The organism is Allorhizobium sp. DMC15 (assembly GCF_056314065.1).
In genome coordinates this window covers 144,484-168,191 of record NZ_JBQUZB010000001.1, presented here as the reverse complement: position 1 = coordinate 168,191, position 23,708 = coordinate 144,484, and the positions used below count along the sequence as shown (strand labels likewise).

25 protein-coding genes and 1 other RNA gene are annotated in these 23,708 nt (G+C 63.0%); 11 read left to right on the top strand and 15 right to left on the bottom strand.

All coding sequences use genetic code 11. The annotated features are described in order from the left end of the window. Positions 1-43: 43 nt before the first annotated feature. Complete coding sequence (locus tag ACT53S_RS00790; RefSeq protein WP_113376986.1) at positions 44-853, bottom strand: SDR family oxidoreductase; 810 nt, start codon at positions 851-853, stop codon at positions 44-46. A gap of 152 nt (positions 854-1,005) precedes the next feature. On the opposite strand from ACT53S_RS00790, the gene ACT53S_RS00785 reads away from it, so the two are divergent. Beyond that, positions 1,006-1,515 carry a ferritin-like domain-containing protein gene (locus ACT53S_RS00785; protein ID WP_476065579.1) on the top strand — a complete coding sequence of 170 codons (510 nt, stop codon included), beginning with the start codon at positions 1,006-1,008 and terminating at the stop codon, positions 1,513-1,515. A gap of 41 nt (positions 1,516-1,556) precedes the next feature. On the opposite strand, the gene ACT53S_RS00780 is transcribed toward ACT53S_RS00785, so the two are convergent. The 9 genes from ACT53S_RS00780 to ACT53S_RS00740 form a co-directional block, all read right to left on the bottom strand. Next, positions 1,557-2,000 carry a hypothetical protein gene (locus ACT53S_RS00780; protein ID WP_476065578.1) on the bottom strand — a complete coding sequence of 148 codons (444 nt, stop codon included), beginning with the start codon at positions 1,998-2,000 and terminating at the stop codon, positions 1,557-1,559. 88 nt (positions 2,001-2,088) lie between these two features. Beyond that, on the bottom strand, positions 2,089-3,063 hold the full coding sequence (locus tag ACT53S_RS00775; protein ID WP_476065577.1) for a glutathione S-transferase family protein: 975 nt from the start codon (positions 3,061-3,063) through the stop codon (positions 2,089-2,091). A gap of 120 nt (positions 3,064-3,183) precedes the next feature. Then, complete coding sequence (ngg, locus tag ACT53S_RS00770; protein WP_476065576.1) at positions 3,184-4,992, bottom strand: N-acetylglutaminylglutamine synthetase; 1,809 nt, start codon at positions 4,990-4,992, stop codon at positions 3,184-3,186. A gap of 2 nt (positions 4,993-4,994) precedes the next feature. After that, positions 4,995-6,770 carry an N-acetylglutaminylglutamine amidotransferase gene (locus ACT53S_RS00765; protein ID WP_476065575.1) on the bottom strand — a complete coding sequence of 592 codons (1,776 nt, stop codon included), beginning with the start codon at positions 6,768-6,770 and terminating at the stop codon, positions 4,995-4,997. Positions 6,771-7,006: 236 nt separating this feature from the next. Further along, on the bottom strand, positions 7,007-8,419 hold the full coding sequence (locus ACT53S_RS00760; RefSeq protein ID WP_476065574.1) for a PepSY-associated TM helix domain-containing protein: 1,413 nt from the start codon (positions 8,417-8,419) through the stop codon (positions 7,007-7,009). A 33-nt stretch (positions 8,420-8,452) separates the two neighbouring features. Then, positions 8,453-9,130 carry a helix-turn-helix domain-containing protein gene (locus ACT53S_RS00755; protein WP_113376980.1) on the bottom strand — a complete coding sequence of 226 codons (678 nt, stop codon included), beginning with the start codon at positions 9,128-9,130 and terminating at the stop codon, positions 8,453-8,455. Positions 9,131-9,228: 98 nt separating this feature from the next. After that, a complete protein-coding gene (locus ACT53S_RS00750; protein WP_476065573.1) occupies positions 9,229-9,627 on the bottom strand; it encodes a hypothetical protein in 399 nt (132 codons plus the stop codon). A 113-nt stretch (positions 9,628-9,740) separates the two neighbouring features. Beyond that, on the bottom strand, positions 9,741-9,953 hold the full coding sequence (locus ACT53S_RS00745) for a SlyX family protein (protein WP_113376978.1): 213 nt from the start codon (positions 9,951-9,953) through the stop codon (positions 9,741-9,743). 82 nt (positions 9,954-10,035) lie between these two features. Beyond that, positions 10,036-10,323, bottom strand: a complete 288-nt coding sequence (locus ACT53S_RS00740; RefSeq protein ID WP_142072479.1) for a hypothetical protein — start codon at positions 10,321-10,323, stop codon at positions 10,036-10,038. A gap of 158 nt (positions 10,324-10,481) precedes the next feature. On the opposite strand from ACT53S_RS00740, the gene recF reads away from it, so the two are divergent. The 3 genes from recF to ACT53S_RS00725 are packed head-to-tail and all read left to right on the top strand — an operon-like array spanning position 10,482 to position 12,888. Next, positions 10,482-11,609 (top strand): DNA replication/repair protein RecF, encoded by a 1,128-nt coding sequence (gene recF, locus ACT53S_RS00735; RefSeq protein ID WP_476065572.1) that lies wholly within the window; start codon positions 10,482-10,484, stop codon positions 11,607-11,609. Positions 11,610-11,651: 42 nt separating this feature from the next. Then, a complete protein-coding gene (locus ACT53S_RS00730; RefSeq protein ID WP_476065571.1) occupies positions 11,652-12,404 on the top strand; it encodes a molybdopterin-synthase adenylyltransferase MoeB in 753 nt (250 codons plus the stop codon). A gap of 7 nt (positions 12,405-12,411) precedes the next feature. Continuing rightward, entirely contained in the window at positions 12,412-12,888 is a 477-nt protein-coding gene (locus tag ACT53S_RS00725) for a GNAT family N-acetyltransferase (RefSeq protein WP_476065570.1), read from the top strand. 19 nt (positions 12,889-12,907) lie between these two features. On the opposite strand, the gene ACT53S_RS00720 is transcribed toward ACT53S_RS00725, so the two are convergent. Further along, complete coding sequence (locus ACT53S_RS00720; protein ID WP_142072471.1) at positions 12,908-13,912, bottom strand: 2-hydroxyacid dehydrogenase; 1,005 nt, start codon at positions 13,910-13,912, stop codon at positions 12,908-12,910. A gap of 200 nt (positions 13,913-14,112) precedes the next feature. Between ACT53S_RS00720 and ACT53S_RS00715 the strand changes: the two genes are divergently transcribed. Beyond that, a complete protein-coding gene (locus tag ACT53S_RS00715) occupies positions 14,113-14,655 on the top strand; it encodes an SH3 domain-containing protein (RefSeq protein ID WP_142072469.1) in 543 nt (180 codons plus the stop codon). On the opposite strand, the gene ACT53S_RS00710 is transcribed toward ACT53S_RS00715, so the two are convergent. Next, on the bottom strand, positions 14,648-15,640 hold the full coding sequence (locus ACT53S_RS00710; protein WP_476065569.1) for an adenosine kinase: 993 nt from the start codon (positions 15,638-15,640) through the stop codon (positions 14,648-14,650). The two genes, ACT53S_RS00715 and ACT53S_RS00710, sit on opposite strands and share 8 nt — an antisense overlap. A 377-nt stretch (positions 15,641-16,017) precedes the next feature. Between ACT53S_RS00710 and ACT53S_RS00705 the strand changes: the two genes are divergently transcribed. Then, entirely contained in the window at positions 16,018-16,962 is a 945-nt protein-coding gene (locus ACT53S_RS00705) for an AEC family transporter (protein ID WP_476065568.1), read from the top strand. Positions 16,963-17,039: 77 nt separating this feature from the next. On the opposite strand, the gene ACT53S_RS00700 is transcribed toward ACT53S_RS00705, so the two are convergent. Further along, positions 17,040-17,723, bottom strand: coding sequence for a c-type cytochrome (locus ACT53S_RS00700; protein ID WP_476065567.1), 684 nt, complete (start codon positions 17,721-17,723; stop codon positions 17,040-17,042). A 155-nt stretch (positions 17,724-17,878) separates the two neighbouring features. On the opposite strand from ACT53S_RS00700, the gene ACT53S_RS00695 reads away from it, so the two are divergent. From ACT53S_RS00695 to ACT53S_RS00685, 3 genes are read left to right on the top strand one after another with little or no spacing between them, the layout of a single operon-like run. Continuing rightward, positions 17,879-18,643: a 3-deoxy-manno-octulosonate cytidylyltransferase gene (locus ACT53S_RS00695; protein ID WP_476065566.1), complete on the top strand. Its 765-nt coding sequence runs from the start codon at positions 17,879-17,881 to the stop codon at positions 18,641-18,643. Positions 18,644-18,647: 4 nt separating this feature from the next. After that, complete coding sequence (locus ACT53S_RS00690) at positions 18,648-19,499, top strand: prephenate dehydratase (protein WP_476065565.1); 852 nt, start codon at positions 18,648-18,650, stop codon at positions 19,497-19,499. A gap of 12 nt (positions 19,500-19,511) precedes the next feature. Then, positions 19,512-20,129 (top strand): hypothetical protein, encoded by a 618-nt coding sequence (locus ACT53S_RS00685; protein WP_476065564.1) that lies wholly within the window; start codon positions 19,512-19,514, stop codon positions 20,127-20,129. A gap of 51 nt (positions 20,130-20,180) precedes the next feature. Here ACT53S_RS00685 and nudC read toward each other — a convergent pair whose 3' ends face one another. Continuing rightward, positions 20,181-21,140: an NAD(+) diphosphatase gene (gene nudC / locus ACT53S_RS00680; protein WP_476065563.1), complete on the bottom strand. Its 960-nt coding sequence runs from the start codon at positions 21,138-21,140 to the stop codon at positions 20,181-20,183. Continuing rightward, positions 21,137-21,544 carry an HIT domain-containing protein gene (locus tag ACT53S_RS00675; protein WP_476065562.1) on the bottom strand — a complete coding sequence of 136 codons (408 nt, stop codon included), beginning with the start codon at positions 21,542-21,544 and terminating at the stop codon, positions 21,137-21,139. The genes nudC and ACT53S_RS00675 overlap by 4 nt, the downstream gene beginning before the upstream one ends. 92 nt (positions 21,545-21,636) lie before the next feature. Here ACT53S_RS00675 and ffs point away from each other — a divergent pair. Beyond that, an RNA gene (ffs, locus tag ACT53S_RS00670) (signal recognition particle sRNA small type) lies at positions 21,637-21,733 on the top strand. A gap of 80 nt (positions 21,734-21,813) precedes the next feature. Beyond that, positions 21,814-23,691 carry a DNA polymerase III subunit gamma/tau gene (locus ACT53S_RS00665; protein WP_476065561.1) on the top strand — a complete coding sequence of 626 codons (1,878 nt, stop codon included), beginning with the start codon at positions 21,814-21,816 and terminating at the stop codon, positions 23,689-23,691. The last annotated feature ends 17 nt before the right edge of the window (positions 23,692-23,708 follow it).

Genomic DNA, 23,708 nt, shown 5'->3' with positions numbered 1-23,708 from the left:
CGGACGGAAACCGCACACACTTTCCTGGAATTGCTAGGCGAGATCAGGGCCGGAACTCGGCCTTGACCTCCTTCATCGCCATGCGATCGACGATCTGAGGCGCGAGCAGCCTAAGCCAGCGACCGAACTTCATCCGGGGCGTCATGAGAACCTCACGGCGCCCCTTTTCCATGCCTTCGCGGATGAGCCGGGCACAGGTTTCCACCGGCATGGCACGGTCGTCCCGGATCATCGAGACGCCGGCCGGTGAACCGCCGGGGCCGAAACCGCGTTTGCGCAGATCGGTGTCGATCGTGCCGGGATAGGCGATCATGACCCTCAGCCCCTTTGGAGCGAGTTCGGCGCGAAGGGCCTCCAGAAAACCGTTCATGGCGAATTTGGTGGCGCAATAGGCGGTGCGGCCCGGCACGCCGACGAGGCCGGCCACCGAACTGACGCCGACGACGAGACCCCTGGATGCCAGCAGATGCGGCAGGGCGGCCTGGGTGAGCCAGACGACGGACCAGTAATTCATCACCATCAGTCTTTCCGACCAGTCGAGATCGGCATCGGTGAAATCAGAAAAATTGGCATGGGCCGACATGCCGGCATTGTTGACGAGCACGTCGATGCGGCCGAGGCGGGTCATGGTCTCGGCGATCAGGCGGCGGCAGGCTTCACGGTCCGTCACATCGGTGGGGATGATCTCGACGCGGGTACCGTGGCTGCGCAACTCGATCGCAAGGTCTTCCAGGCGCTCGGCATTGCGGGCTGCAAGCACCAGGGCGGTGTCTGCCTTGTCGCGGGAGGCAATCTGGCGGGCCAGCTCGCGACCGATACCTTCGGATGCGCCCGTGATGACGATGACCTTCATGCTCTGATCCTCCCGTTCGACCTTGCGGCGTCATGCGCCTTTTGTTCGCAACAGGCTGTTTCGGGCGAGAGGTCCCGTCAAGCCATGTTGCGGCGGAACAGTTTCCCGATGCGGCGGTTCGAGCAGAGCAACCGAAACGGGAGAGATCCACAATGGTAGAAGACCGACGCTCGCTATTCGTCACCGGGCTGAAGAACGCCCATGCGATGGAGAATCAGGCGCTCTCGATCATCAAGCCGCAATTGAAGCGGATCGAGAACTATCCGCAGGTCGCGGCCCGCCTGGAGACGCATCTGCAGGAAACCGAGACACAGATCACGCGGCTGGAGGACATCCTGGCGAGCCTCGACGAAGACAATTCGACGCTGAAGGACTGGATGCTCTCTGCCGGCGGCAGCATGGCGGCCATCGGGCATTCCATGGCAGACGACGAAATCCTGAAGAATTCCTTCGCCAATTTCGCCTTCGAGAATTTCGAAATCGCCGCCTATAACTCGCTGATCACGATGGCCGAACTCGGCGGCTTCCAAGGGGCGGTCGCCGGACTGCAGCAGAACCTCGCGGAAGAGAAGGACATGGCCCTCTGGCTCGAAGACAATCTGCGCGAGGTCACCACCGAGTTCGTGATGCGACGGGAAGCGGGCGAAAGCGCTAAAGTTTAGAGAGAGCGAGCAAAGCCCGTCGCCGACGGGCTTTGCATTCATCACATTTGTACCGGGCGAATGGTGTCGGTGGAGATTTCGCCTTCGAGGATAGCGCGTTTGAGATCGGATCTGTCACGATCGATCTCGACCACCGTGTAAAGCTTGTCCGACCGGAACGCACTGGCCATGGTCGTCGTCACATCTTCAGCCGGCTTGGCATCGATTTCCATGTAGTCGAGCTCGCGGGCCGAGGCGACGATGCGGGCATCACCGGCGGTGCGCGCGGCGACGACCACCGTGCCCTGGAAGGGCGAATTCTCCCAGCGCGGATCGTCGGCTTCGGCGATCGGCTGGAGCCGGTAGACGTTCAGGCGCTCGGGATGCGCATCGCCGCCCTGCCCGGCCTTGGCGGCATCGGCCTCGCGGCCGGCCCTCTCCAGGGGGCGAGCAGTCTGATCCGCTTTCGTCATGGCATGGTTGTTGTCGTCATTGTGGGGATCCATGGTCCTCTCCCTCGGTTCGGTCGTTATATCCAACCGCCAGAGATCGGCATGGTTCCACTGTTTGGCGGAAGCCAGCGACCGCGAGCTTTCAGGACGCAGTGCGGGCGAGCAAATCGATGACATGCTGCGGGCCGGTTGGGACGATGCCGGTCGCATTCAGCGTCTTGATGGAATAGTAGCCGCGCGTGATGTGGTCCATGTTGACGGTGGCGCGCACGCCGTAGAGCCTCAACACGCGCTCCATGTAGGCGGACAGGAACGGATAGTCGGCAATGCGGCGACGGTTGGTCTTAAAGAGACCGTGGTAGGCGGCATCGAAGCGGATCAGGGTGACGAAGAGGCGGATATCGGCTTCGGTGAAGCCGCTTCCGAACAGGAAATCGCGGCCATCCGACAGACGGGTCTCCAGTTCGTCGAGCATGGCGAAAACACCCTCGACCGCCTCGTCATAGGCGGCTTGCGTCAGCGCGAAACCGGCCTTGTAGACGCCGTTGTTCAGCTGGTCGTAGACGCGGGAATTGAGCACGTCGATGTCGGCGGCCAGCTCCTGCGGGTGAAGGCGCAGGTCCGACGGGACGAGACCTTCGAAGGCGGTGTCGAGCATGCGGACGATATCGGCGCTCTCGTTGTTGACGATGGTGCCGGTCTTTTCGTCCCAGAGCACAGGGACTGTTGCGCGGCCGGTGAAATCGGGATCGGCGCGGGTGTAGAGTTCGTGGAGGTAGGTGGCGCCGAAGAGCGGATCGGCATCGGCCCCCGGATAACCGCCGAACTGCCAGCCCTCTTTCGAGAGGGCCGGGGCGACGACCGTGACGGCGATGACGTCTTCAAGGCCCTTCAGGGCGCGGGCCATCAGTGTGCGCGAGGCCCAGGGGCAGATATAGCCAACATAGAGACGGTAGCGGCCGGCTTCGGCCGGGAAGCCGCCCTCTCCGGTCGGACCGGGGGCACCATCGGGGGTGATCCAGTGGCGGAAGGACGAGGTCTGTCGGACGAACCGGCCCTTCTCGTCAGCCTTTTGAACCGGCTGCCAATCCTCGGTCCATTTTCCATTCACCAGCATCGCCAATCTCCGTCACGCTGCAAGGCTCACGCCTCTCTTGATGACGTGATTATGAGCGGTTCGGTCGTTCAGTGAAATCGGAAGTTTCTTGAAAAACTGTTCGATGATGGTGAACGCGCATCAGGATCCCGGATCGGCCCGGCTGCCGGGAAAGAGGAGTTCGATGAAGCGCTCCGCCGTCGGCTGCGGTTCGTGATTGGCAAGGCCCGGGCGCTCGTTGGCTTCGATGAAGACATAGTCGGGCTGGGCCGGGTCTCGCACCATGAAATCAATGCCGACGACGGGGATCTTGATCGCTCTGGCGATCTGGCAAGCGGCATCGACAAGGTCGGGATGCACGATCTCGGTGACGTCATGGATGGTGCCGCCTGTGTGGAGATTGGCGGCCTTGCGGACCGTGATTTCCACGCCATCCTCCAGCACGGTGTCCAGGTCGAGGCCCTGTTCGGCGAGGCAACGTTTGGTCTCGACATCGACCGGGATGCGGCTTTCGCCACCGGTCGCGGCGGCGCGGCGGCGGGACTGCTGGTCGATCAGTTTGCGGATCGAGGAACGCCCATCACCGACGACACGCGGTGGGCGCCGGACGGCGGCAGCGACCAGACGGTAATCGATGACGACGAGGCGCAGATCCTCGCCCTCAAAGCAGGCTTCCAGCAGGACGCGGTCGCAGACCTGGCGGGCCTGCTTGATGGCCGTGGTCAAGGCCTCCAATGTGGAGACACCGACCGAGATGCCGCGACCCTGCTCGCCGCGTGCGGGTTTGACGACCAGCTTGCCATGTTTCTTCAGGAAAGCCTCGCGCTCGGCTTCCGGGGCGTCGGCAGAGATCTGCTCGGGCACGGTCAGGCCCGCCGCTTCGGCAAACCGGCGGGTGACCGCCTTGTCGTCGCAGATCGACATGGCGACGGCGGAGGTCAGATCCGACAGGCTTTCGCGGCAGTGGATGGCGCGGCCGCCATGGGCCAGACGGAAGAAACCGCCTTCGGCGTCCGTCACCTCGACATGGATGCCTCGGCGCAAGGCTTCGTCGACGATCAAGCGGGCATAGGGATTCAGCGCCTCATAGGATGCGACCGGCTGGGCGAAGAATTTCTCGTTGATGGCGTTCTTGCGCTTAACGGCAAAGAGCGGCACGCGGCGGAAGCCGAGCTTTTCATAAAGCCGGATCGCCTTTTCATTGTCGTGGAGGACGGAGAGGTCGACATACGAAAGCCCCCTCGCCTGGAAATGCTCGGCGAGCGTGCGCACCAGGCCCTCACCGATGCCGGGCTGGCGGGCCTGGGGATGAACAGCGAGGCACCAGAGGGAGGCCCCCTGCTCGGGATCGTCGAAGAGGCGTTTGTGGTCAATGCCGGTGACCGTTCCGACGATCTCGCCGGTCACGTCGTCTTCTGCGACGAAGTAGGTGACGGGGCGGTTGTCGCGTTCGCCGGCGAAGAAATCTTCGCGGACCTGCACCATTCCACAGGCGGCATAGACCGCATTGATGCCGCCGGCATCACCCTCGACACCGAGGCGGCGGATGGTGATGCCCCGTGGGCGACGGCCACCTGGCCTGTACGTGGCAAGGTCCAGGCGGTAGGTGTGCGATGGATCGAGGAAGATCTCCTGCGGGCCCCGCGACAGGAGGACATGCGGGTCGCCGACATAAAAGGCGATGTCGCGGCTCAGCGGCGCCTCGTCCTTGAGGGCAGCGAGCAGGGTGGCATCGTCTTCGAAGGTGCCGGCAAACAGAAGCCGGCCCCAGCCGCAGTCAAGCACCACGTTGCGTCCCGGCGCCGGCGCATCACCGGAGCGTGGCTGGCCCGTTGCGCCCCCCTTGCCAGGCTGGCGCAGCCGGGCCAGTCGATGGGAAAGGGCCTTGCTGATGCGCGGCTTGCGGGCGGCGCGCGGGGTGGCCAAAACGACCTTGTCGAGTTTCTTCATCGTCAGACCTCGTGTGCCTGCAGCCACATTTCCAGGAGCCCGATCTGCCAGAGTTCGGAGCCCTGCAGCGGGGTGATGTGTTCGGACGGGGACGCCAGCAGACGGTCGACATAGTCTTGCCGGAACAAGCCGCGCTCACGGGCGGCCCGGGAGGCGAGCGTGTCGCGGAGCATATCGAGATAGGGGCCGGCGATGTATTTGAGCTGGGGTACGGGAAAGTAGCCCTTCTTTCGGTCGATCACTTCACTCGGGATGACCTTTCGGGCGACGTCCTTGAGGATGCCCTTGCCGCCGTCGCGCAGTTTCTCCTCGGGCGGGATACGGGCGGCGAGTTCGACGAGTTCGTGATCGAGGAAAGGGACGCGGGCTTCGAGGCCGAAGGCCATGGTCATGTTGTCGACGCGCTTGACCGGATCGTCGACCAGCATGACGTTGCTGTCCAGCCTCAAGGCCCGGTCAACCGGGGTGTCGGCGCCTTCGGCGAGCAGGTGTTCGCGGAGAAGGTCGCCGCTGACGTCGCGGTCGGCCATCCAGCGGTCCTGGAGTTGTGTCTTGAGGGTGTCATGCGAGCGGTCGCGGAAGGCGCGGCCATAGTCGCGGACCACATCATCGGAGCCGACCAGCGGCGGATACCAGTGATAGCCGCCGAAGACCTCGTCGGCGCCCTGGCCCGACTGCACAACCTTGATATGTTTCGAAACCTCCTTGGAGAGGAGGTAAAAGCCGACATTGTCGTAGGAGACCATCGGTTCCGACATGGCGGCGATGGTGCCCGGGAGAGCGCCCATCAGATCGGCCGAGGGGACGAAGATCTTATGGTGGTCGGTTGCGAATTCGCGGGCAATGAGATCGGAATAGACGAACTCGTCTCCCTTTTCGCCATTGGCTTCCTCGAAGCCGACGGAGAAGCTCATCAGCCCGGTCTGGCCGGCTTCGGCGAGAAGGCCGACGATGAGGCTGGAATCGACTCCACCGGAGAGGAGGACGCCGACCGGCACGTCCGAGATCATGCGGCGCTTGACTGCAATGCGAAGCGCGTCGAGAAGGCGTTCCTGCCATTCCTGAGGGGTCACCGACCGATCATCGGCGCGGCGCTGGTAGGGTGGGTTCCAGTAGCGGCGATCGGTGAAAGTGCCGTCGCGATTGTAGACGCGCAGTGTGGCCGGCGGCAGCTTGCGCACACCCTTAAGAATGGTGCGCGGCGGCGGCACCACGGCGTGAAAGGTCATGTAGTTGTGGAGCGCGTCGACATCGAGACTGGTGTCGACGCCACCCGTCTTGACGATGGCGGGTAGCGAAGAGGCGAAACGCAGACCGCCGGGCATTTCGGCAAGGTAGAGCGGCTTGATGCCGAAACGGTCGCGGGCCATAATGACGCGCCCGCTGTCGCGCTCGTGGATGACAAAGGCGAACATGCCGTGGAAGCGGGAGACGCAGGCCTCGCCCCATGCGTGCCAGGCCTTCAGGATGACTTCCGTGTCGCCACCTGAGAAGAAGCGGTAGCCCTGCCGCTCCAGTTCAATGCGCAGTTCGCGGAAATTGTAGATGCAGCCATTGAAGACCAGCGAGAGGCCGAGATCAGGATCGACCATCGGCTGCTGGGATTTGTCCGAGAGATCCAGGATGCGCAATCGCCGGTGACCGAGGCCGACATTTCCACGCACCACGACCCCGGCGGAATCCGGACCTCGAGGGGCGAGCACATCCGCCATGATCGAAACTGCCTGAACCGACGGCGCGCTGCCATCGAACCTTACTTCTCCACAAATGCCGCACATGAGCCTGGCTGGAACCTCCGTTCAAAGACAAAACAAAAGGTGCCGACAGGCCGGAGTTCACCCCCGGCTCATCGAGCACATGTTTTGCAAATGACCGGAGGAGCGCATTGTTCCACGCTTTTTTCGGTGATCTCGCCGCAGCTCGTATGACGGTTGGTGCCGGCAGGCCGCCTCTCGGTGGCGAACGTCGGGATCGGAACCGCCCGTAAGGAGGGCGGTTCCATTTCGGCAAGCAATCAGCTGAGCGCCTTTTTCAGCGGCGTAATGTGGCGGAAGACCAGGAGGTCGAGCAGGAGAACGGCGACGAGGACCGCTCCGCTCAGCGGGAAGAGCAGCGAGACGGCGACCATGACGATCGCGCCGGTTTTCCAGAGGGGGCCGGGTTCGCCGGCGTTCGGCGCAACGAGGCGGGCGGCACCCTTGGGGCGACGCTTGAGCCACATGACGAAACCGCTGACCGAGAGGAAGATGATCGACAGACAGAAGACCGTGACCAGGACGAGGTTCCACAGCCCCATGTCGCCCTCGTGGAAGGCGATGCCGGCTGCCATGGCCTTGCCGGCGACGCCATAGTCGGCAAAGCCGACATCGGCGAGGATCCGGCCGGTATACTGGTCGATGTGAACGATGCGGTCGTCGAGCGGATTGGCGCTGTCATTGCTCATGGTGTCGCGCGAGATGCTCCAGACGCCGGTTTCATCGCCGGGGAAAGCGAGCTGGAAGCGTTGATCGAAGCCGAGTGCACGGGCGAGCGTGACGATGGCATCGAGGGTGACGGGCTGGCCTTCGGGCGTGCCTACAATGCCCGCTTCAGAGCCGGAGGCCGGCATCGGGGTCTGCTCGAGCGCCCAGGGCACTTCCTTGACGCCGTTGTGGTTCATGCTGGCATGGGTGACATCCGACAGGGGGACGTTGTCCCATTTCTCGGCCGGGAAGGTGCTCCAGGCCTGGGTGTATTTCTCGCCCCAGATCCCGGCCCAGGTGAGGCCCGACAGCAGGAAGACGACGAGGAAGAGCGAGGCATAGAAGCCGACCGACAGATGCAGCGACTTCCACAGCTGGCGGCCCTTGGCGGACAGCTGTGGGACGAGCACCGAGCCGAAGCCCCTGCCATCGCGCGGCCACCAGAGATAAAGGCCCGTGATGACCAGCACGATGCCAAAGCCGGCGGCGATTTCGATCAGACGGTCGCCGAGGTCCCCGATCAGAAGCGTGCCGTGGATCGTGTCCGCGAGATCGTAGAGACCGTTGCGGCGGTCCCAGTGGCCGAGGGCCTTGGCCGTGTAGGGATCGACGGCGACCATGAAGGAGGATTCGCCCTGGTTCACCCGGAAGAGCGAGGCCTGTTCGGGCGTGCGTGGGGCAATATACTGGACGATCTGGCCCGCGATCTCGCCATAGGCGGCTTCGGCCTGGGCCGAAACAGGGGCGGTCGTGGCCTGAGGAGCGACCACATAGGTCTTCTCACCGTCGCGGCCATAGAGCGTGGCCGTCCAGAGCATGATGAGGCCGGTGACGGCGAGCATGATCAGGAAGGGCGCGACATAGAGGCCGGCATAGAAATGCCAGCGCCAGGCGGTGATATAGAAACGGCGCGCGAGGCCCGCAGATTGTGCCGGAGGCACGGAGACGTCTGAAAGTATGGTCATTGTGGAAAGTCCTCGAAGAATAGGTTCGGTGTTTCAGGACAAGGGTCGATCGCCCGAGGCAATGCGGGCGAGATGCAGCGGCTCAAGCAGGGTCACGCGGTCGCTGTGCTGGAAATCGATGAGGCCGGCCTTCTTGAGCCGGGTGAAACACCGGCTAACCGTCTCGACCGTCAGCCCGAGCCAATCGGCGAGATCCGTGCGGGTGGGGAAGAGATGAAAGGTGACGGCGCCGCGCTTCTGCTGGCGGGCGGGACGACCAAACTGGCCGGCCAGGTCAAGCAGGGCCGAGGCGACCCTTTCCGGGGCCGTCTTGCGACCGAGCAGCATGGTGAGCGCCTGTGAGCGCGCCAGCATTTCGTTCAGCGCGGTTTCAAGATCGCCGTGGGACAGGGGTTCTGCGATCGGTTCGAGGCGTGTGAGACCCAGGGTTTCCGCAGAATAGCGGTTCCGGTCACCCAGCCCCAAGCCGACGAGGCGGCCGGGACCGACCAGATCGATGATCTGGCGCCGGCCATCCGACAGGGTCTGCGAGGTGGCAACACAGCCATCGACTACGCGGTATTGCGGGGAGCGGGAGAAGCCTTCGAGGAAAACCGTGGTGCGGGGCGGCAGGAGGGTCTGGTCCTCAGATCTCACCCTTTGCAGCGCAGTCCTCACCACAGCAGGGGACGGCGCCTTCTGCGCCTCACCATCGGCAAGCATTGACAACATGACGGATATCCGGATTGCGACCGGACATGCGTCAAACCCATGATCCCCGGCCTGATGATACGATAAGCCTTGCGCAGGAGCGCGAGGCCGTTGATCGATCAGGTCAGGACTGGAGGCGCACGAGGGGCGCTGTTGGGCGGGAAGAGCTGGCGATAATGCGCTTCTGCCGGCTGCGGCAGAACGGCTGCGATGACGACCGGCAAACGGATGCCGACGAGGTCAGCCGGAGCCGGCAATGCAAAGGCTGCGGAAATGCGGCAGGCTTCGCAATCTGAGGCCATCGTGTGGGACTTGGACTTGCCGTCCTGATCCGTGCCGGGAAGGCAGAGTTCCGGAAGTGTGCCATCCGGCAAAGTGAGACGCGCGACTTCGGCGGGGCTCAGCGTGGGGACGGCCGGCAAGGGCGGACGGTGCGCGAGGCCAAGCAGAACGAGCGCGACGACGCAGATGATGCGTATCGCTCGATCAAACCCGGTCCGGACGTCCCTTGATGCCATTCTATCCCCCGATAGGTGTCTCGTGGATAGCACCGGGATTTTCGCTCCGCAAGCGGGCGAAACTGTCGCATGCGGGGCGGCGTGTCACAGGCAGTGGGAGCAGCTGACGAATGTCAATAATGCGGCGGACGGGTGATGGCGGGAGCGTCGAGGGATTGCTCCTCAAGGGTCAGGAAGCGTTCCGTCAGGCGATCAAGCTTGGCGCGGGTTTGTTCGACGACCTTCCACTGCTCGGCCAGCTGGTCCGACAGTTCCTCGATCACGCGCGTCTGGTGGGCAACCGTTTCTTCGAGGCGCATGATGCGGTCATTCTCAGCGTCTGCCATCGTCGTCTCTCCGTCGGGTTCGGTTGCGCGCCCTCCTTGCCGGAAGACGGCCCGGGCGTCAAATGGGGGTCTGCCCCATCTGTCAGCGCTGCTTCTTCTTGCGATAGGGCATCAGCATGACCGCCGAGGCGGTGACAGCGGCGGCGAAGGTGAGCGCGAGCGGCACGACCATCATCAGAGCCGGGAGAATCGGGTGGAGCGAACGGGACAGGGACGTGCCGACACCGCCGATATCGAGCCAGAGGATGGCCAAGCCGACGATCAGGCCGAGGCCTGCGCCAACCAGCGCGTTGACGGCGAGAAAGCGCAGCATTTCCCAATGGTCGCGCCGTGCCTCCTCCGGCGTCAGTTCGTCGGATTGTCGCTGCATGATCGTCTCCCACGTTCCTCAAGCGACGACCATAGCAGAAAAAGGAGGTGCCTTCAGGGCGCCAAGGGTCGCAGCCGACACGTGCTCGGAAAAACATGCTGCACCTTGCCTTGGGCGCGCAATCGGCCTAGCTCAGAGTGCTGCAACTGATGCGACCGATGACACAGAAAACCTTTATCCAGCGGCTGAAGCTCACCGATTTCCGCAACTACACCCAGGCCGGCCTCTTGCTGGACGGGCGGCATGTGGTGCTGGTGGGCAAGAACGGCGCCGGCAAGACGAATTTCATGGAGGCGATTTCGCTTCTCTCCCCCGGTCGAGGCCTGCGGCGGGCGGTTCTGTCGGACATGCCGCGAATCGGGGCGGAAGCCTCCTTCACCATCTTTGCCTCGATCGACGGCATGAACGGCGAGGCGGATATCGGCACCGGCACGGAGACCACGGAAGAGGACAATCTGGTTCGGCGGCTCAGGATCAACGGCTCACCGGCAAAATCCGTCGACGATCTCACCGACCATCTGCGTATCCTCTGGCTGACGCCGGCGATGGACGGGCTGTTCACCGGACCATCGGCCGAGCGGCGACGGTTTCTCGACCGGCTGGTGCTGTCGCTGGACCCGGCGCATGGACGGCGGGCGAATGATTTCGAGCGGGCGATGCGTAGCCGCAACCGGCTGCTCTCCGAGGGGCGGTTCGACCCCTCCTGGCTGTCCGGTATCGAACAGCAGATGGCAGCACTCGGGGTTGCGATGGCGGCGGCGCGGCGCGAGATGTTGGGGCTCTTGGCCGGACTGATCGAGGCCGATCGGCAGACTTCGCCCTTTCCTTCGGCCGAGCTTTCCCTGACCGGGTTTCTCGACGAGCTCGGCGACCTGCCGGCCTTCGAGCTGGAAGAACGTTACATCGAAGTGCTGGCGCAATCGCGGCACCGGGATGCGGCGGCGGGGCGCACACTGGAGGGGCCGCACCGGGCGGATCTCACCGTGCGCCATATCGAAAAGAACATGGATGCGGAGCGCTGCTCGACCGGCGAACAGAAGGCCCTGCTGATCGGGCTGGTCCTTGCCCATGCGCGGCTGGTGGCGACGATGACGGGCTTTGCGCCGATCCTGCTCCTGGATGAGATCGCGGCGCATCTCGATGAAGGGCGGCGGGCGGCGCTGTTTGACCGGATCGATGCGCTTGGAGGCCAGGCCTTCATGACCGGGACAGATGTCGCGATGTTTTCGGCGCTCGGGGACCGGGCGCAGATCGTCACCGTGGAGGATGGCAGCCTCGATGTCTGAGACGACTTTGAATGACCACGAAGCAATGGCAGGATGGTGACCATGGACCCGCTGCTGCCCGAGGAAATCTCCCGCTATCACCGCCATATCCTGCTGCCCGAGGTTGGCGGGCATGGACAGCAATTGCTGAAGGCGGCGCGGGTCATGGTGATCGGGGCCGGCGGGCTCGGATCGCCGGTGCTGCAATATCTGGCGGCGGCTGGCGTCGGCAGGCTGTCGATCGTCGACGATGACGGGGTGTCGCTCTCCAACCTGCAGCGGCAGGTGATCCACGACACCGGTACGCTGGGAGAGCAGAAGACGGAGAGTGCGGCGCGGGCGATTGCACGGCTCAATCCGCATTGCCGGGTGATCCGCTTCGAGGAGCGGTTCGACGCGCATTTTGCGAGAGATCACCTGGCGGGCCAGACGCTTCTGATCGACGGCTCCGACAATTTCGAGACGCGTTATGCGGCAGCGGATGCGGCTGAGGCGGCGAAGGTGCCGCTGGTGACGGGGGCCGTGGGACGCTTCGACGGGACCGTGACGGTGCTGAAACCTTACGAGGCGGGACCGGATGGCACGCTTTATCCGCGCTACCGCGATCTCTTCCCGGAGCGGCCGCCGGAGGGGCTCATTCCGTCCTGCGCCGAAGTGGGGGTGATCGGGGCGCTGACCGGGGTGATCGGCACGCTGATGGCGATGGAGGCGATCAAGCTGATTACCGGGATCGGCGAGCCGCTTGTCGGCAGGCTTTTGATGTATGACGGGCTTTCGGCCCGGTTCGATACGGTGCGATACAAGAGACGAGGTTGAGCTCGAGATGGTGATTTTGCAGCGGATCGGCACGGGTGGATACGACGATCATGAGGCGCTTTTGGCGCTCATCCTCCGATCCTTCGCCTATATGGACGGCGTGATCGACCCGCCCTCCTCCGCGCATCGGCTGACGGCGGAGAGCCTGGCAAAGAAGGCCCGCGACGAGATTGGTCATGTGGCACTCGACGGAGGTGTGCCGGTCGGCTGCATCTATCTGCGACCGGAGGCGGATTGCCTTTATGTCGGCAAGCTGGCCGTCGAGCCTTCCGCGCAGGGGCGCGGCATCGGGCGGCGGTTGATGGATGAGGCGGAGGCGCTTGCGGACACGCTATCGCTGCCGGCACTCAGGCTGGAGACGCGGATCGAGCTTACAGGAAACCATCGCCGCTTCGGCGCCTGGGGGTTCGGCAAAACGGCGGAAAAAGCCCATCCGGGTTATGACCGCGTCACCTTTATCGAGATGAAGAAGCCTTTGGGATAAGGCCGCTCGGATCCTGCGCTCAAGCCCGGTTGGGCAAGACCCGGTTGGGCGGGCGGTGGCCGTCGAAATAGGTGCGGATGTTGATAATCACCTTGTCGCCCATGTCGATGCGGCCTTCGATGGTGGCCGATCCCGTGTGGGGGAGAAGCACGACCTTGCCCTCGTTGGCGAGCTTGACCAGCTTCGGGTTGACGGCGGGTTCCTTTTCGAACACGTCGAGGCCGGCGCCGGCGATCTTGCCCTCACGCAGGCACTGGATCAACGCATCCTCGTCGATGATGTCGCCACGGGCGGTGTTGACGATGTAGCTGGTCGGCTGCAGCAGTGCGAGACGGCGGGCGGACAGAAGATGGAAGGTGGCGGGCGTCGAGGGACAATTGACCGAGACGATGTCGACCCTCGCCAGCATCTGGTCCAGGCTGTCCCAATAGGTCGCTTCCAGCTCGTTTTCGGTGGCCGGATTGACCCTCTTCCGATTGTGATAATGGATCGACAGGCCGAAGGCCTTCGCGCGCCGGGCAACGGCCGTGCCGATACGGCCCATGCCGATGATGCCGATGCGCTTGCCCCAGATGCGGCGTCCGAGCATCCAGGTCGGCGACCAGCCTTCCCATTCGCCCGGACGGTCCATCAGGACACGGGCACCCTGAACGAGGCGGCGAGGCACGGCGAGGATCAGCGCCATGGTCATGTCGGCGGTGTCTTCGGTCAGCACATTCGGCGTATTGGTGACGGTGATGCCCTTGCGGGCGGCGGCATCGATGTCGATGTGATCGGTGCCGTTGGAGAAGCTGGCGATGAGCTTGAGCTGCGGCCCGGCCTCGTCGATCAGACTTGCATCGATTCGGTCGGTGACCGTCGGAACGAGGACGTCGCAGGACTTCACGGCGGCGATCAACTCTTCGCGCGTGCGGGGTTTGTCGTCGATGTTGAGCTCGGCTTCGAAGAGCTCGCGCATGCGCGTTTCCACGGCGTCAGGCAGTTTCCGGGTGATATAGACCGAGGGTCTTTTCCTGTTCGTCATGGGATGGTTCGATGCCTTGTTCAGAACTCGTTAACCAACGCGGAGGATACTCTCTCCCTTGAAGGGCAATTTCTAGCAAACCCGTCGGGGAAGACAAACAAAACTCGTCGCGGCGTCGCGGATTTGTCCCGGGCCCGTCGTCAGCCCGCCCCGAAGGGCCAGATAAGTCCTTTGTTTCCATTGCTTAGTCCGGAACGACCATGTTTGCGAACCTGTCCCGAGTCAGCCTTCTCTCCGGTGCGCTTGTCCTGTTCCTGATTGCAGGGACGCAGCCGGGTCTTACCCAATCGACCACCAAGGGGTCGAGCGGCCTGCCGCTGCCGCGTTTCGTCAGTCTGAAAGCGGAAAAGGTCAATCTCAGGATCGGACCGAGCACGGACTATGCCGTCTCCTGGCGCTACCTGAAGTCCGGCCTGCCGGTCGAGATCATCCGCGAATATGAAAACTGGCGGCAGATCCGCGATGCCGACGGGACCGAAGGCTGGGTGAGCCAGACGCTTCTATCCGGTCAGCGCACCGCCGTGGCCGCCCCCTGGATGCGCGGCAAGGGCAGCAATGTCTATGTGATGATGCGGCGCGATTCGATGTCTTCGGCTGCCGTGATCGCCAAGCTCGAGCCCGGCGTCGTCGTCAAGATCGAAGAGTGCAACGGCAACTGGTGCAAGGCCGAGACGCAAGGCGTCACCGGCTGGGTTTCGCAGGAAGAGATCTGGGGCGCCTATCCGGGCGAGGCCTTCAAATAAGGCCGATCTCGGCAGCGCCCTTCTTCAGGGACATCATCGGGCGCGGGCCGATCTGCTGGATGACGATGCCGGCGGCATAACAGCCGAGGCGGGCGCAATCTTCCAGCGTGCGATCCTGCGTGTAACCAAAGAGGAAGCCGGCGGCGAACAAATCGCCGGCGCCCGTCGTGTCGACGAGGCTTGCAATCTGGGTTGCGGGTACGCGAATGCGCTCATCACCCTTGACCACCACGGCACCCTGATCGCCCATGGTGACGGCCGCCAGCTTGCAATCCTGCGACAGGCGGGTGAGCGCTTCGGCGAAGTCATCGGTCTCATAGAGCGAGAGCGCTTCCTGCTCATTGGCGAAGACGATATCGACAGTCCCTGAGCGCATCAGGTCGAGGAATTCTTCGCGGTATCGGCCGACGCAGAAGCTGTCGGACAACGTCATCGACATTTCGCGGCCGTTCTCATGGGCGATGCGGGCGCAATCGAGGATCGCCTGCTTGGCGCGCGGCGGATCCCAGAGATAGCCTTCGAAATAGGTGACCTTGGACTGGGCGACGACCTCGGGCTCGACATCCTCAGGGCCGAATTCGACGCAGGCGCCGAGATAGGTGTTCATCGAACGCTCGCCGTCTTCGGTGACGAAGATCATGCTGCGGGCGGTCGGCGGCTGGGTCGTGCCGGGCGCCGTCTCAAAATGCACGCCCTGGGCGCGGATGTCGTGGGTGAAGATGTGGCCGAGCTGGTCTTCGGCGACCTTGCCGAAATAGGCGGCCTTGCCACCGAAACTGGCGATGCCGGCGGCGGTGTTGCCGGCACTACCGCCCGAGGCTTCCACGGCGGGGCCCATCAGGGAATAAAGCCGTTCGGCACGCTCGGCGTCGATCAGGTTCATCGCGCTCTTGGTGATGCCGTTGTCGATCAGGAACTGGTCCTGACAGCGGGAGATAATGTCGACGATCGCATTACCGACGGTCAGGACATCGAACTGGCTCATGGAAAGGGGCTCCGAATTTCTCGCTCGCCGGTCATAGTCGTTTTTATCGGTTAGGAAAGAGAAAAGACGGCTTTGCGGCCACTGTCATGTGCATGTCACTCATCCGGGTTATCCGGAGATGCGAGTGGCGCTCCCCCGCCACTCCTGAAAGCCATCAGGGCTTTCCTTTCGGGTACCGACCACGGATGTACTGGCGGCGACCCACATCTCGGATGATCCGAGCGGAAAAGCAGGCAAGGCCTGCTTTTTGACGTTCTGGGGTCCCTTCCTCTCGCACGTCTAGATCCGCGATCTTGTACTCGCGACGCGTTTGCGGTTGGCGCAACCCTGGCCTGCTCCTATGAATGGATCTTCCTCAGCAGACGAGTCGCCATTTCATGACCGCCATTGCCCAAGACGTCCTTCCTATCTTCATTCTGATCCTGTTCGGCTTTCTGCTGGTGCGGCTGAAGATCTTGTCGGCTTCGGTCGGTGACGGGCTCGGGGCCTTCGTCTTCAATGTGGCGGTGCCGATGCTGCTGTTTCGCACCATTGCCAATGCCGATTTTCATGGGGCCTCGCCCTTCCGGCTGTGGGTCTCTTATTTCGCCGGCGTCTTCGTCGCCTGGACGATCGGTCATCTGATCGCGACCCGGCTTTTCGGGCGGGACCGGCGGGAAGGCGTGCTGGCCGGCGTGTCCTCGGCCTTTGCCAACAATGTCTTCATCGGCCTTCCCCTGGTGGACCGAACCGTCGGGCCCGACGGGATTGTCGCGATGTCGATCCTGCTCGCCATCCACCTGCCGCTGATGATGATCATCGGGACCGTGCTGATGGAGCGTGCCGAACAGAAGACGAGCGGCCAGCCTTCGAACGGCATTCTCGCCGTCTCCCGGCAGGTGGGCCTCAATCTTCTGCGCAATCCGCTGGTGATCGGGCTGATTGCGGGCATGGTGGTGCAGTTGCTGGGCGGGCCGCTGCCCAAGATGATCGACGGGCTGGTCGGCCAGGTTGCCGGAACCGCAGCACCGCTCGCCTTGATTTCGCTTGGCATGACCCTGAACAAATACGGCATGCTGGGCAATATGCGGATCGCGGGGTCGATTTCGACGGTGAAGCTGGTGGTGATGCCGGCAACCGTCTGGCTTTCTTCGCATCTGCTGGGGCTGTCGCCGCAATGGACCGCAGCGCTGGTGCTGACATCCTCGGTGCCGACCGGCATCAATGCCTGGCTGATTGCCAACCGGTTCGGCGTCGGCCAGGGACTTGCCGCGTCGGTGATTACGCTCTCCACCGCCGTCGGTGTTCTCAGCGTCTCGCTGTGGGCTCTGTTGCTGCTCTGAGAACCAGAAACGCAAACGCCCGACCACGAGGGCCGGGCGCATGAATGGGCAAATCAGAAGCGTTCAGCGTTCGCCGATCACGGCGTTGCCGGCTGAGCCGGAGCGGCTTCGGCAGGTGCTTCTGCCGGTGCGGCAGGCGCGGCTTCCGCAGGAGCCTCTGCCGGTGCGGCAGCGGCATCGGCCGGTGCTGCGTCGGCTGCCGGGGCAGCGGCAGCGTCAGGAGCCGGCAACGGCAGCGGGCTGTCGGACTGGCTGTTCAAATATGCGATCAGGTTGGCGCGCTCGTCGTCTTTCTTGATCCCAGCGAAGCCCATGGCGGTGCCCGGGATGTGCTTCTTCGGCGCGGTCAGGAAGGCGTTGAGGTGGTCGAAGGTCCAGTGCTCCGATTGGCCCTTGGAGAATTCGGTGATGGCGGCCGAATAGCTGAAGCCTTCGTGGCTGGCGATCGGACGGCCGACAACGCCCCACAGGTCCGGACCGACCTTGTTCGGTCCGCCCTTCTCAATGCTATGACAGCTCGCACACTTCTTGAAGACGCCTTCGCCAGTCGCAGCATCGGCGCTGGCCAGCAAGACGGCGATCGGCGTCGCAGCAGCGGCCTCTTCGGCAGCCGGCGCTTCGGTTGCTTCGGCAACGATGGCGAAACCTTCCTTCTCAGGCGTTTCCGAATGGAAAATACCTTCCGAAGCGATGGACACGGTCATCAGCACGAAGACGGTCCCGAGAAGGGCACCGACGGCCATATTCATTTTAGAGTTCATCTGCAAAGCTCCCCATGCAGCCAGCCGATCAGCAACCGGACGATCTTGAAATCGCGCGGAACCTATGTCTTTTGCATAAGACATGCAACACGATTATGGTCCCGCAACTGGGACTTTTTGACACTTCTGTGCGGTGATTTGAAGGGGTTAGGACCATGAATAACGGCAAAAGCGGTGAAACGCTGGTCCTCATCCCCGCCCGCATGGCATCCACCCGTTTGCCGGGCAAGCCGCTGGCCGACATTGCCGGACTGCCGATGATCGTGCAGGTGGCAAAACGCGCGCAGGAAGCCGATGTCGGGCGAATCATTGTCGCCGTTGACGACCAGCGGACCTATGACGCAGTCGCGGCTGCCGGCTTCGAGGTGGTGATGACGCGGGTCGACCACCAGTCGGGTTCCGACCGGATTTTCGAGGCGCTCAGCAAGGTCGATCCGGAAGGGCGCGCAGAAATCGTCATCAATGTCCAGGGCGACCTGCCGACGATCGATCCTCAAACGATCCGCGCCGCTCTGAGGCCGCTTCAAGACCCAGCCGTCGACATCGCGACGCTGACGGTGGAGATCGAGGACGAGCAGGAAAAGACCAATCCGAATGTCGTGAAGGTCGTGGGATCACCGATTTCCGGCGACAGACTGCGGGCGCTCTATTTCACCCGCGCGACCGCTCCTTACGGTGTCGGGCCGCTTTATCACCATATCGGGCTTTACGCCTATCGCCGCGCAGCGCTCGAACGCTTCGTCTCCCTTTCGCCGTCGACGCTCGAAAGACGCGAGTCGCTCGAGCAGCTTCGCGCGCTCGAGGCCGGCATGCGCATCGATGTCGAGGTGGTGAAGACCGTGCCGCTCGGCGTCGACACGCCCGCCGATCTCGAGAAGGCGCGCCACATCCTTTCCGCATCCTCCAACGCAGGACACTGATCCCTTGGCTCCCACGAACAAGATTTCCTTCCAGGGCGACTACGGCGCCAATTCCGACATGGCCTGCCGGGATATGTTCCCGAATATGGAGCCGCTGCCCTGCCCGACCTTCGAGGATGCCTTCGTGGCGCTGGAGACGGGCGAGGTGGATCTCGCGATGATCCCCATCGAGAACACGCTGGCCGGTCGCGTGGCCGACATCCACTATCTGCTGCCGCTGTCGCGCCTGCATATCGTCGGCGAATATTTCATGCCGATCCGCTTCCAGCTGATGGTGCTGCCGGGCGTGAAGCTCGACGAGATCCGCACCGTGCACAGCCACATTCATGCGCTCGGCCAGTGCCGCAAGATCATCCGCAGCCATGGCTGGAAGGCGGTCGTTGCCGGCGATACGGCAGGGGCGGCAAAACTCGTGTCCGAAAAGGGCGACCGGACGATGGCGGCGCTCGCGCCGCGGCTCGCGGCCTCGCTCTACGGGCTGGAGATCCTGGCAGAGAACGTTGAGGATTCGGAAAACAACGTGACGCGCTTCGTCGTGCTCTCGCGTGACGAGGACGAGCCGAAACGGGTGAGCGAGGACGAGCGCTTCATCACCACGTTCGTGTTCAACGTCCGCAACATTCCGGCAGCCCTCTACAAGGCGATGGGCGGGTTTGCCACCAATGGCGTCAACATGACCAAGCTCGAAAGCTACCAGATCGGCGGCAAATTCATCGCGACTCAGTTTTATGCCGATATCGAGGGACATCCGGAGGACGCGCCGGTCAAGCGGGCGCTGGAAGAGCTGCGTTTCTTCTCGGAAAAGGTCCGTATCCTGGGCGTCTACAAGGCGCATGAAATGCGCGGCAAGCTCTAAGGCGACACCGGCGTGAGCGAACTAAGTCAGTCCTATGTTCGTTTGTTCAGCCGGGGCTATCTGACTCTGCCGCTCGTCGGCATTCCCTTGCTGGCCTACATAGCCAGCTACTACACTGGGACAGACGCGACTGGATTGCTTTCTTTCCTCAGTGTCTTTTACCCAAGACTGGCCTGCGACCTTGAAGCCGTCTCCAGCTATGCTGGATACAACGGTCACGCCTATGTGGGCTCAATCCTGCTCGGCATAGCAGGCTGCCTTGCTTTCACATTCATCAGCCTCGGAAATTTGATTGTTTTTGGCCACCGCCAAATTCGAACATATGTCGGCAGAGAGCACCTAAGCAAAAAGATGATGGCACTCGCCGTCATCATGTCACTGCCGCTGAGTGCTTTCGTGTTTATGATGCACTCCTACTTGCCGACGATTAACGGTTCGCAAGGTGGATGTTCCTGGCTGGGAAAGGGCCTGCCACCGAATGAATTCGCGCAACAGTTCTGGTTCTCTCTGTTCCTTTCGGGTTGGCTCTTGTTCACCCTTGTTCAGTTAGTTCAAGTTCTGATCGTCCACTTCGTAGGACTGTTCCTTCCTGCAAAGGCAACAACTCCTCGGCAAAGAATAGATAGGTAAACCACACGACAGCGTGGTGAGAACCGTGAAAGCGCATTCGGTTATGGCGGCTCAGTGCCGCCACTCGTACCAGTCTTCGATCAGCCTGCGGGCGATGGTGCCCTGGATCGGCAGCGACCGCCCGTCATATGAGCCTTCCGACAGCATCGCGCCGATTTCCTTGCGGGTGAACCAGCGGCAATCCTCCAGTTCCGTCGTGTCGAAAGTGATGTCGACATTCGTCGCCTCGCCGTAGCAGCCGATCATCAGCTGGTGCGGCATCGGCCAGGGTTGCGAGGCGTGATAGCGGACGCGGCCGACGGTGATGCCCGATTCCTCGCGTGTTTCGCGGCGAACGGCGTTTTCGATCGTTTCGCCCGGCTCGACGAAACCGGCGAGCGAGGAATACATGCCGGCCGGAAAGCGCGGGCTCCTCCCCATCAGGCACCGATCCTGCTTTTCATCGACGACCAGCATGATCGCAACCGGATCGGTGCGCGGAAAGATCTCGTGGCTGCAGGCGGTGCATTTGCGCTTGTAGCCGCCGATGAGGGTTTCCATCGTGCCGCCGCAGCGGCCGCAAAACTTATTGTCGGCATTCCAGCGCAGGAGGCTGAGCGCCTGGGCGACTTCGCCGAGCAGTTCGTCACCAACAAGAGCGTCGCGGAAGAGTGCGCGGGGATCGGCCGGCTTGTAGTGGGCGGCGAGTGCCTCCGGTTCAACACTGACGGGCACGGCAAGGCGCGGTTCGCCGGAAGGCTGGTGGCCCAGCAGGATCGCATCGTCGAAATTCGGTTGAAGCTCGGCGAGTTCGTAGGGGGCAAACAGCGGATCGAGCACCTGGCCATCGTGTTTCAGGACGAGCTGGGTGCCGGAGAAGGCAAGGATGTGGGTGCCCTCGACCTTCAGCGCGGTTTCGAGCGTGGTCTCGTCGCGATGTTCGCTGTCGCGGTCGAGCTTGTTGCCCGAGAAGGCGGTGAGTTCGCTGGGTTCGAGATGCGGGGCACGGTTGAGGAAAATCGAATTCTTCATTGGAATGCTTCAAGGATCCTGTTTTTCATGGCCTCAAAGGCCTTTTCCTCATAGGGGATGGCCTGGCCGAAACCCCAGATCGGGCCCGGCCAGTTCGGGTCATTTTCGAAACGCGCGACGACATGGACGTGAAGCTGGCGCACGATGTTGCCGATCGCGGCAATGTTGATTTTGTCCGCACCGGTCGCCTTTTTCAGCGCGGCACCGACCGTCAACTGCTCGAAGGTGAGGACGGCCTGATCGAGCGGCGTCAGATCGAAGACCTCCGACACGTCGGCTCGCTGGGGCACGAGGATCAGCCAGGGCCAGCGGCTGTCTCTAGCCAGTCTGAGGTCGCAGAGGCCGAGTTTGAGGATCGACTCGCTGTCTCGACCAAGACGCTCATCCAGGGTGAAGGGCTGCACGGTGTTTCTCTCCGGAACGTTTTGATCGAGGCTAGCAGTTTTTTTGGCGCTTGGCTTGCATTTGGCGACGTTATTGCCGATATGTCTCCTCGGGAGGTTGGTGGTGGACGAGCCACTCGCCAACCGGGTCAGGTCCGGAAGGAAGCAGCCCTAACGAGCGCGGCACGGGTCATCGTGCCAGCCTCCCACCTCATCTTCATTTCCGGCCTTTGTTTCCAACTCGGGCCGTGCCATGCCCGGCTGCGGGCGACGGGGAAGCTGGCAACGCGATGAGCGATTTCGAGCCGACTGCAGAGGCCAAGCCCGCCCCCGGCGGCTACCGCGTTCTTGCCCGCAAATATCGCCCCAAGGATTTCACGGACCTGATGGTCGGCCAGGAGCCGATGGTGCGGACGCTGACCAATGCGTTCGAGACCGGACGTATCGCCCAGGCCTATATGCTGACCGGCGTGCGTGGGGTGGGCAAGACCACCACGGCCCGCATTCTGGCGCGCGCGCTGAACTACAAGACAGCCGAGATCGACAAGCCGACGATCGACCTTCGCATCCCCGGCGAACACTGCCAGGCGATCATGGAAGGCCGGCATGTCGACGTGATCGAGATGGATGCGGCATCGCATACCGGTATCGACGATATCCGAGAGATCATCGAGCAGGTGCGCTACCGCCCGGTCTCGGCACGCTACAAAGTCTACATCATCGACGAAGTGCACATGCTTTCGACGGCGGCCTTCAACGGGCTGTTGAAGACGCTCGAAGAGCCGCCAGAGCATGTGAAGTTCATCTTCGCGACGACCGAAATCCGCAAGGTTCCGATCACCGTTCTTTCCCGCTGCCAGCGTTTCGATCTGCGGCGGATCAGTGCCGGTGATCTCGTCGGGCTGTTTTCGACCATTGCATCGAAGGAGGGCATCGAGGCGGAGGAAGAGGCGCTGGCGATGATCGCCCGCGCTGCCGAAGGCTCGGCGCGCGACGGCCTGTCGCTGCTCGACCAGGCGATCGCGCATGGCGGCGGCGTGGTCCATGCCGATGCCGTGCGCGCCATGCTGGGGCTGGCCGACCGCGCGCGTATCGTCGATCTCTTCGAGCATGTGGTGCGCGGCGACGTGGTCGCCGCCTTGTCGGAATTCGGCAGCCAGTACGAGGCCGGTGCTAATCCTTCGGTCGTTCTGACAGATCTTGCCGATTTCACCCATCTGGTGACCCGTCTCAAATATATCCCGTCCGCCTCGCAGGACCCCTCGCTCAGCGAAGCGGAGCGGGTGCGTGGCAGCGAACTGGCTGACAGCGTGGCCGTGACCACGCTGTCGCGCATGTGGCAGATGCTGCTCAAGGGCATTCCCGAAGTCGAGGCTTCCTCGCGGCCGGCCGGAGCGGCCGAAATGGTGCTGATCCGACTGGCGCATGCAGCACATCTGCCCTCGCCCGAGGATGCGGCGCGGCGCCTGCTCGAGATGTCGAATGGCGAAGGCGGGGACAACGCGCCTTCCGCGCCGCGCCCGAACGGCAGTGGTGGTGGCGCCTCCATGGCCATGCGGGTTCAGGCGATCGCGCAGCCTTCGCCGGACAGCGCTCCGCGCTCTGCCATGAGCCAGCCTGTCGCCCATCTGCAGAGCGTGCCGGCGGGCGACGCCCTGCCGCGCGGCATGGAAACAGTTCAGCCGAAGGTTCAGGACGTGCCGGCGATGCTGGTGCCGGTCAATTCGCTCGACGATATCGCCGATCTTTGCACCAAGAACCGCAGCCCGGTGCTGCGCGCCCAGCTTCGGCAGTTCGTGCATCTCGTCAAGATAGAGCCGGGGCGGCTGGAGATCCGGCTGGAGGCACAATGCCCGCCGACAATCGTCAACGAGCTGAAGCTGCGGCTGACCGAGTGGACAGGGATCAACTGGTGGGTGACACTGTCGAACGAAGCCGGCTCGCCGACCCTGGTCGAGACGGAGAATTCGACGCGGGCTGCCCGTTTGCTGGATGCGCGACAAGACCCCGACGTGGCGGCGATCCTGTCCCGCTTTCCGGGCGCAAAGATTACGGACGTGAGGATCAAGGCCGAGGCTATCGACGACGACGAGACGCCGGTCGCCCCGCCACCTGCGGCGGAATCGGCCGAGGGCGATATCCTTCCCGGCGACGACATCGAATTCTAGAGCGCGACGCGCCATAT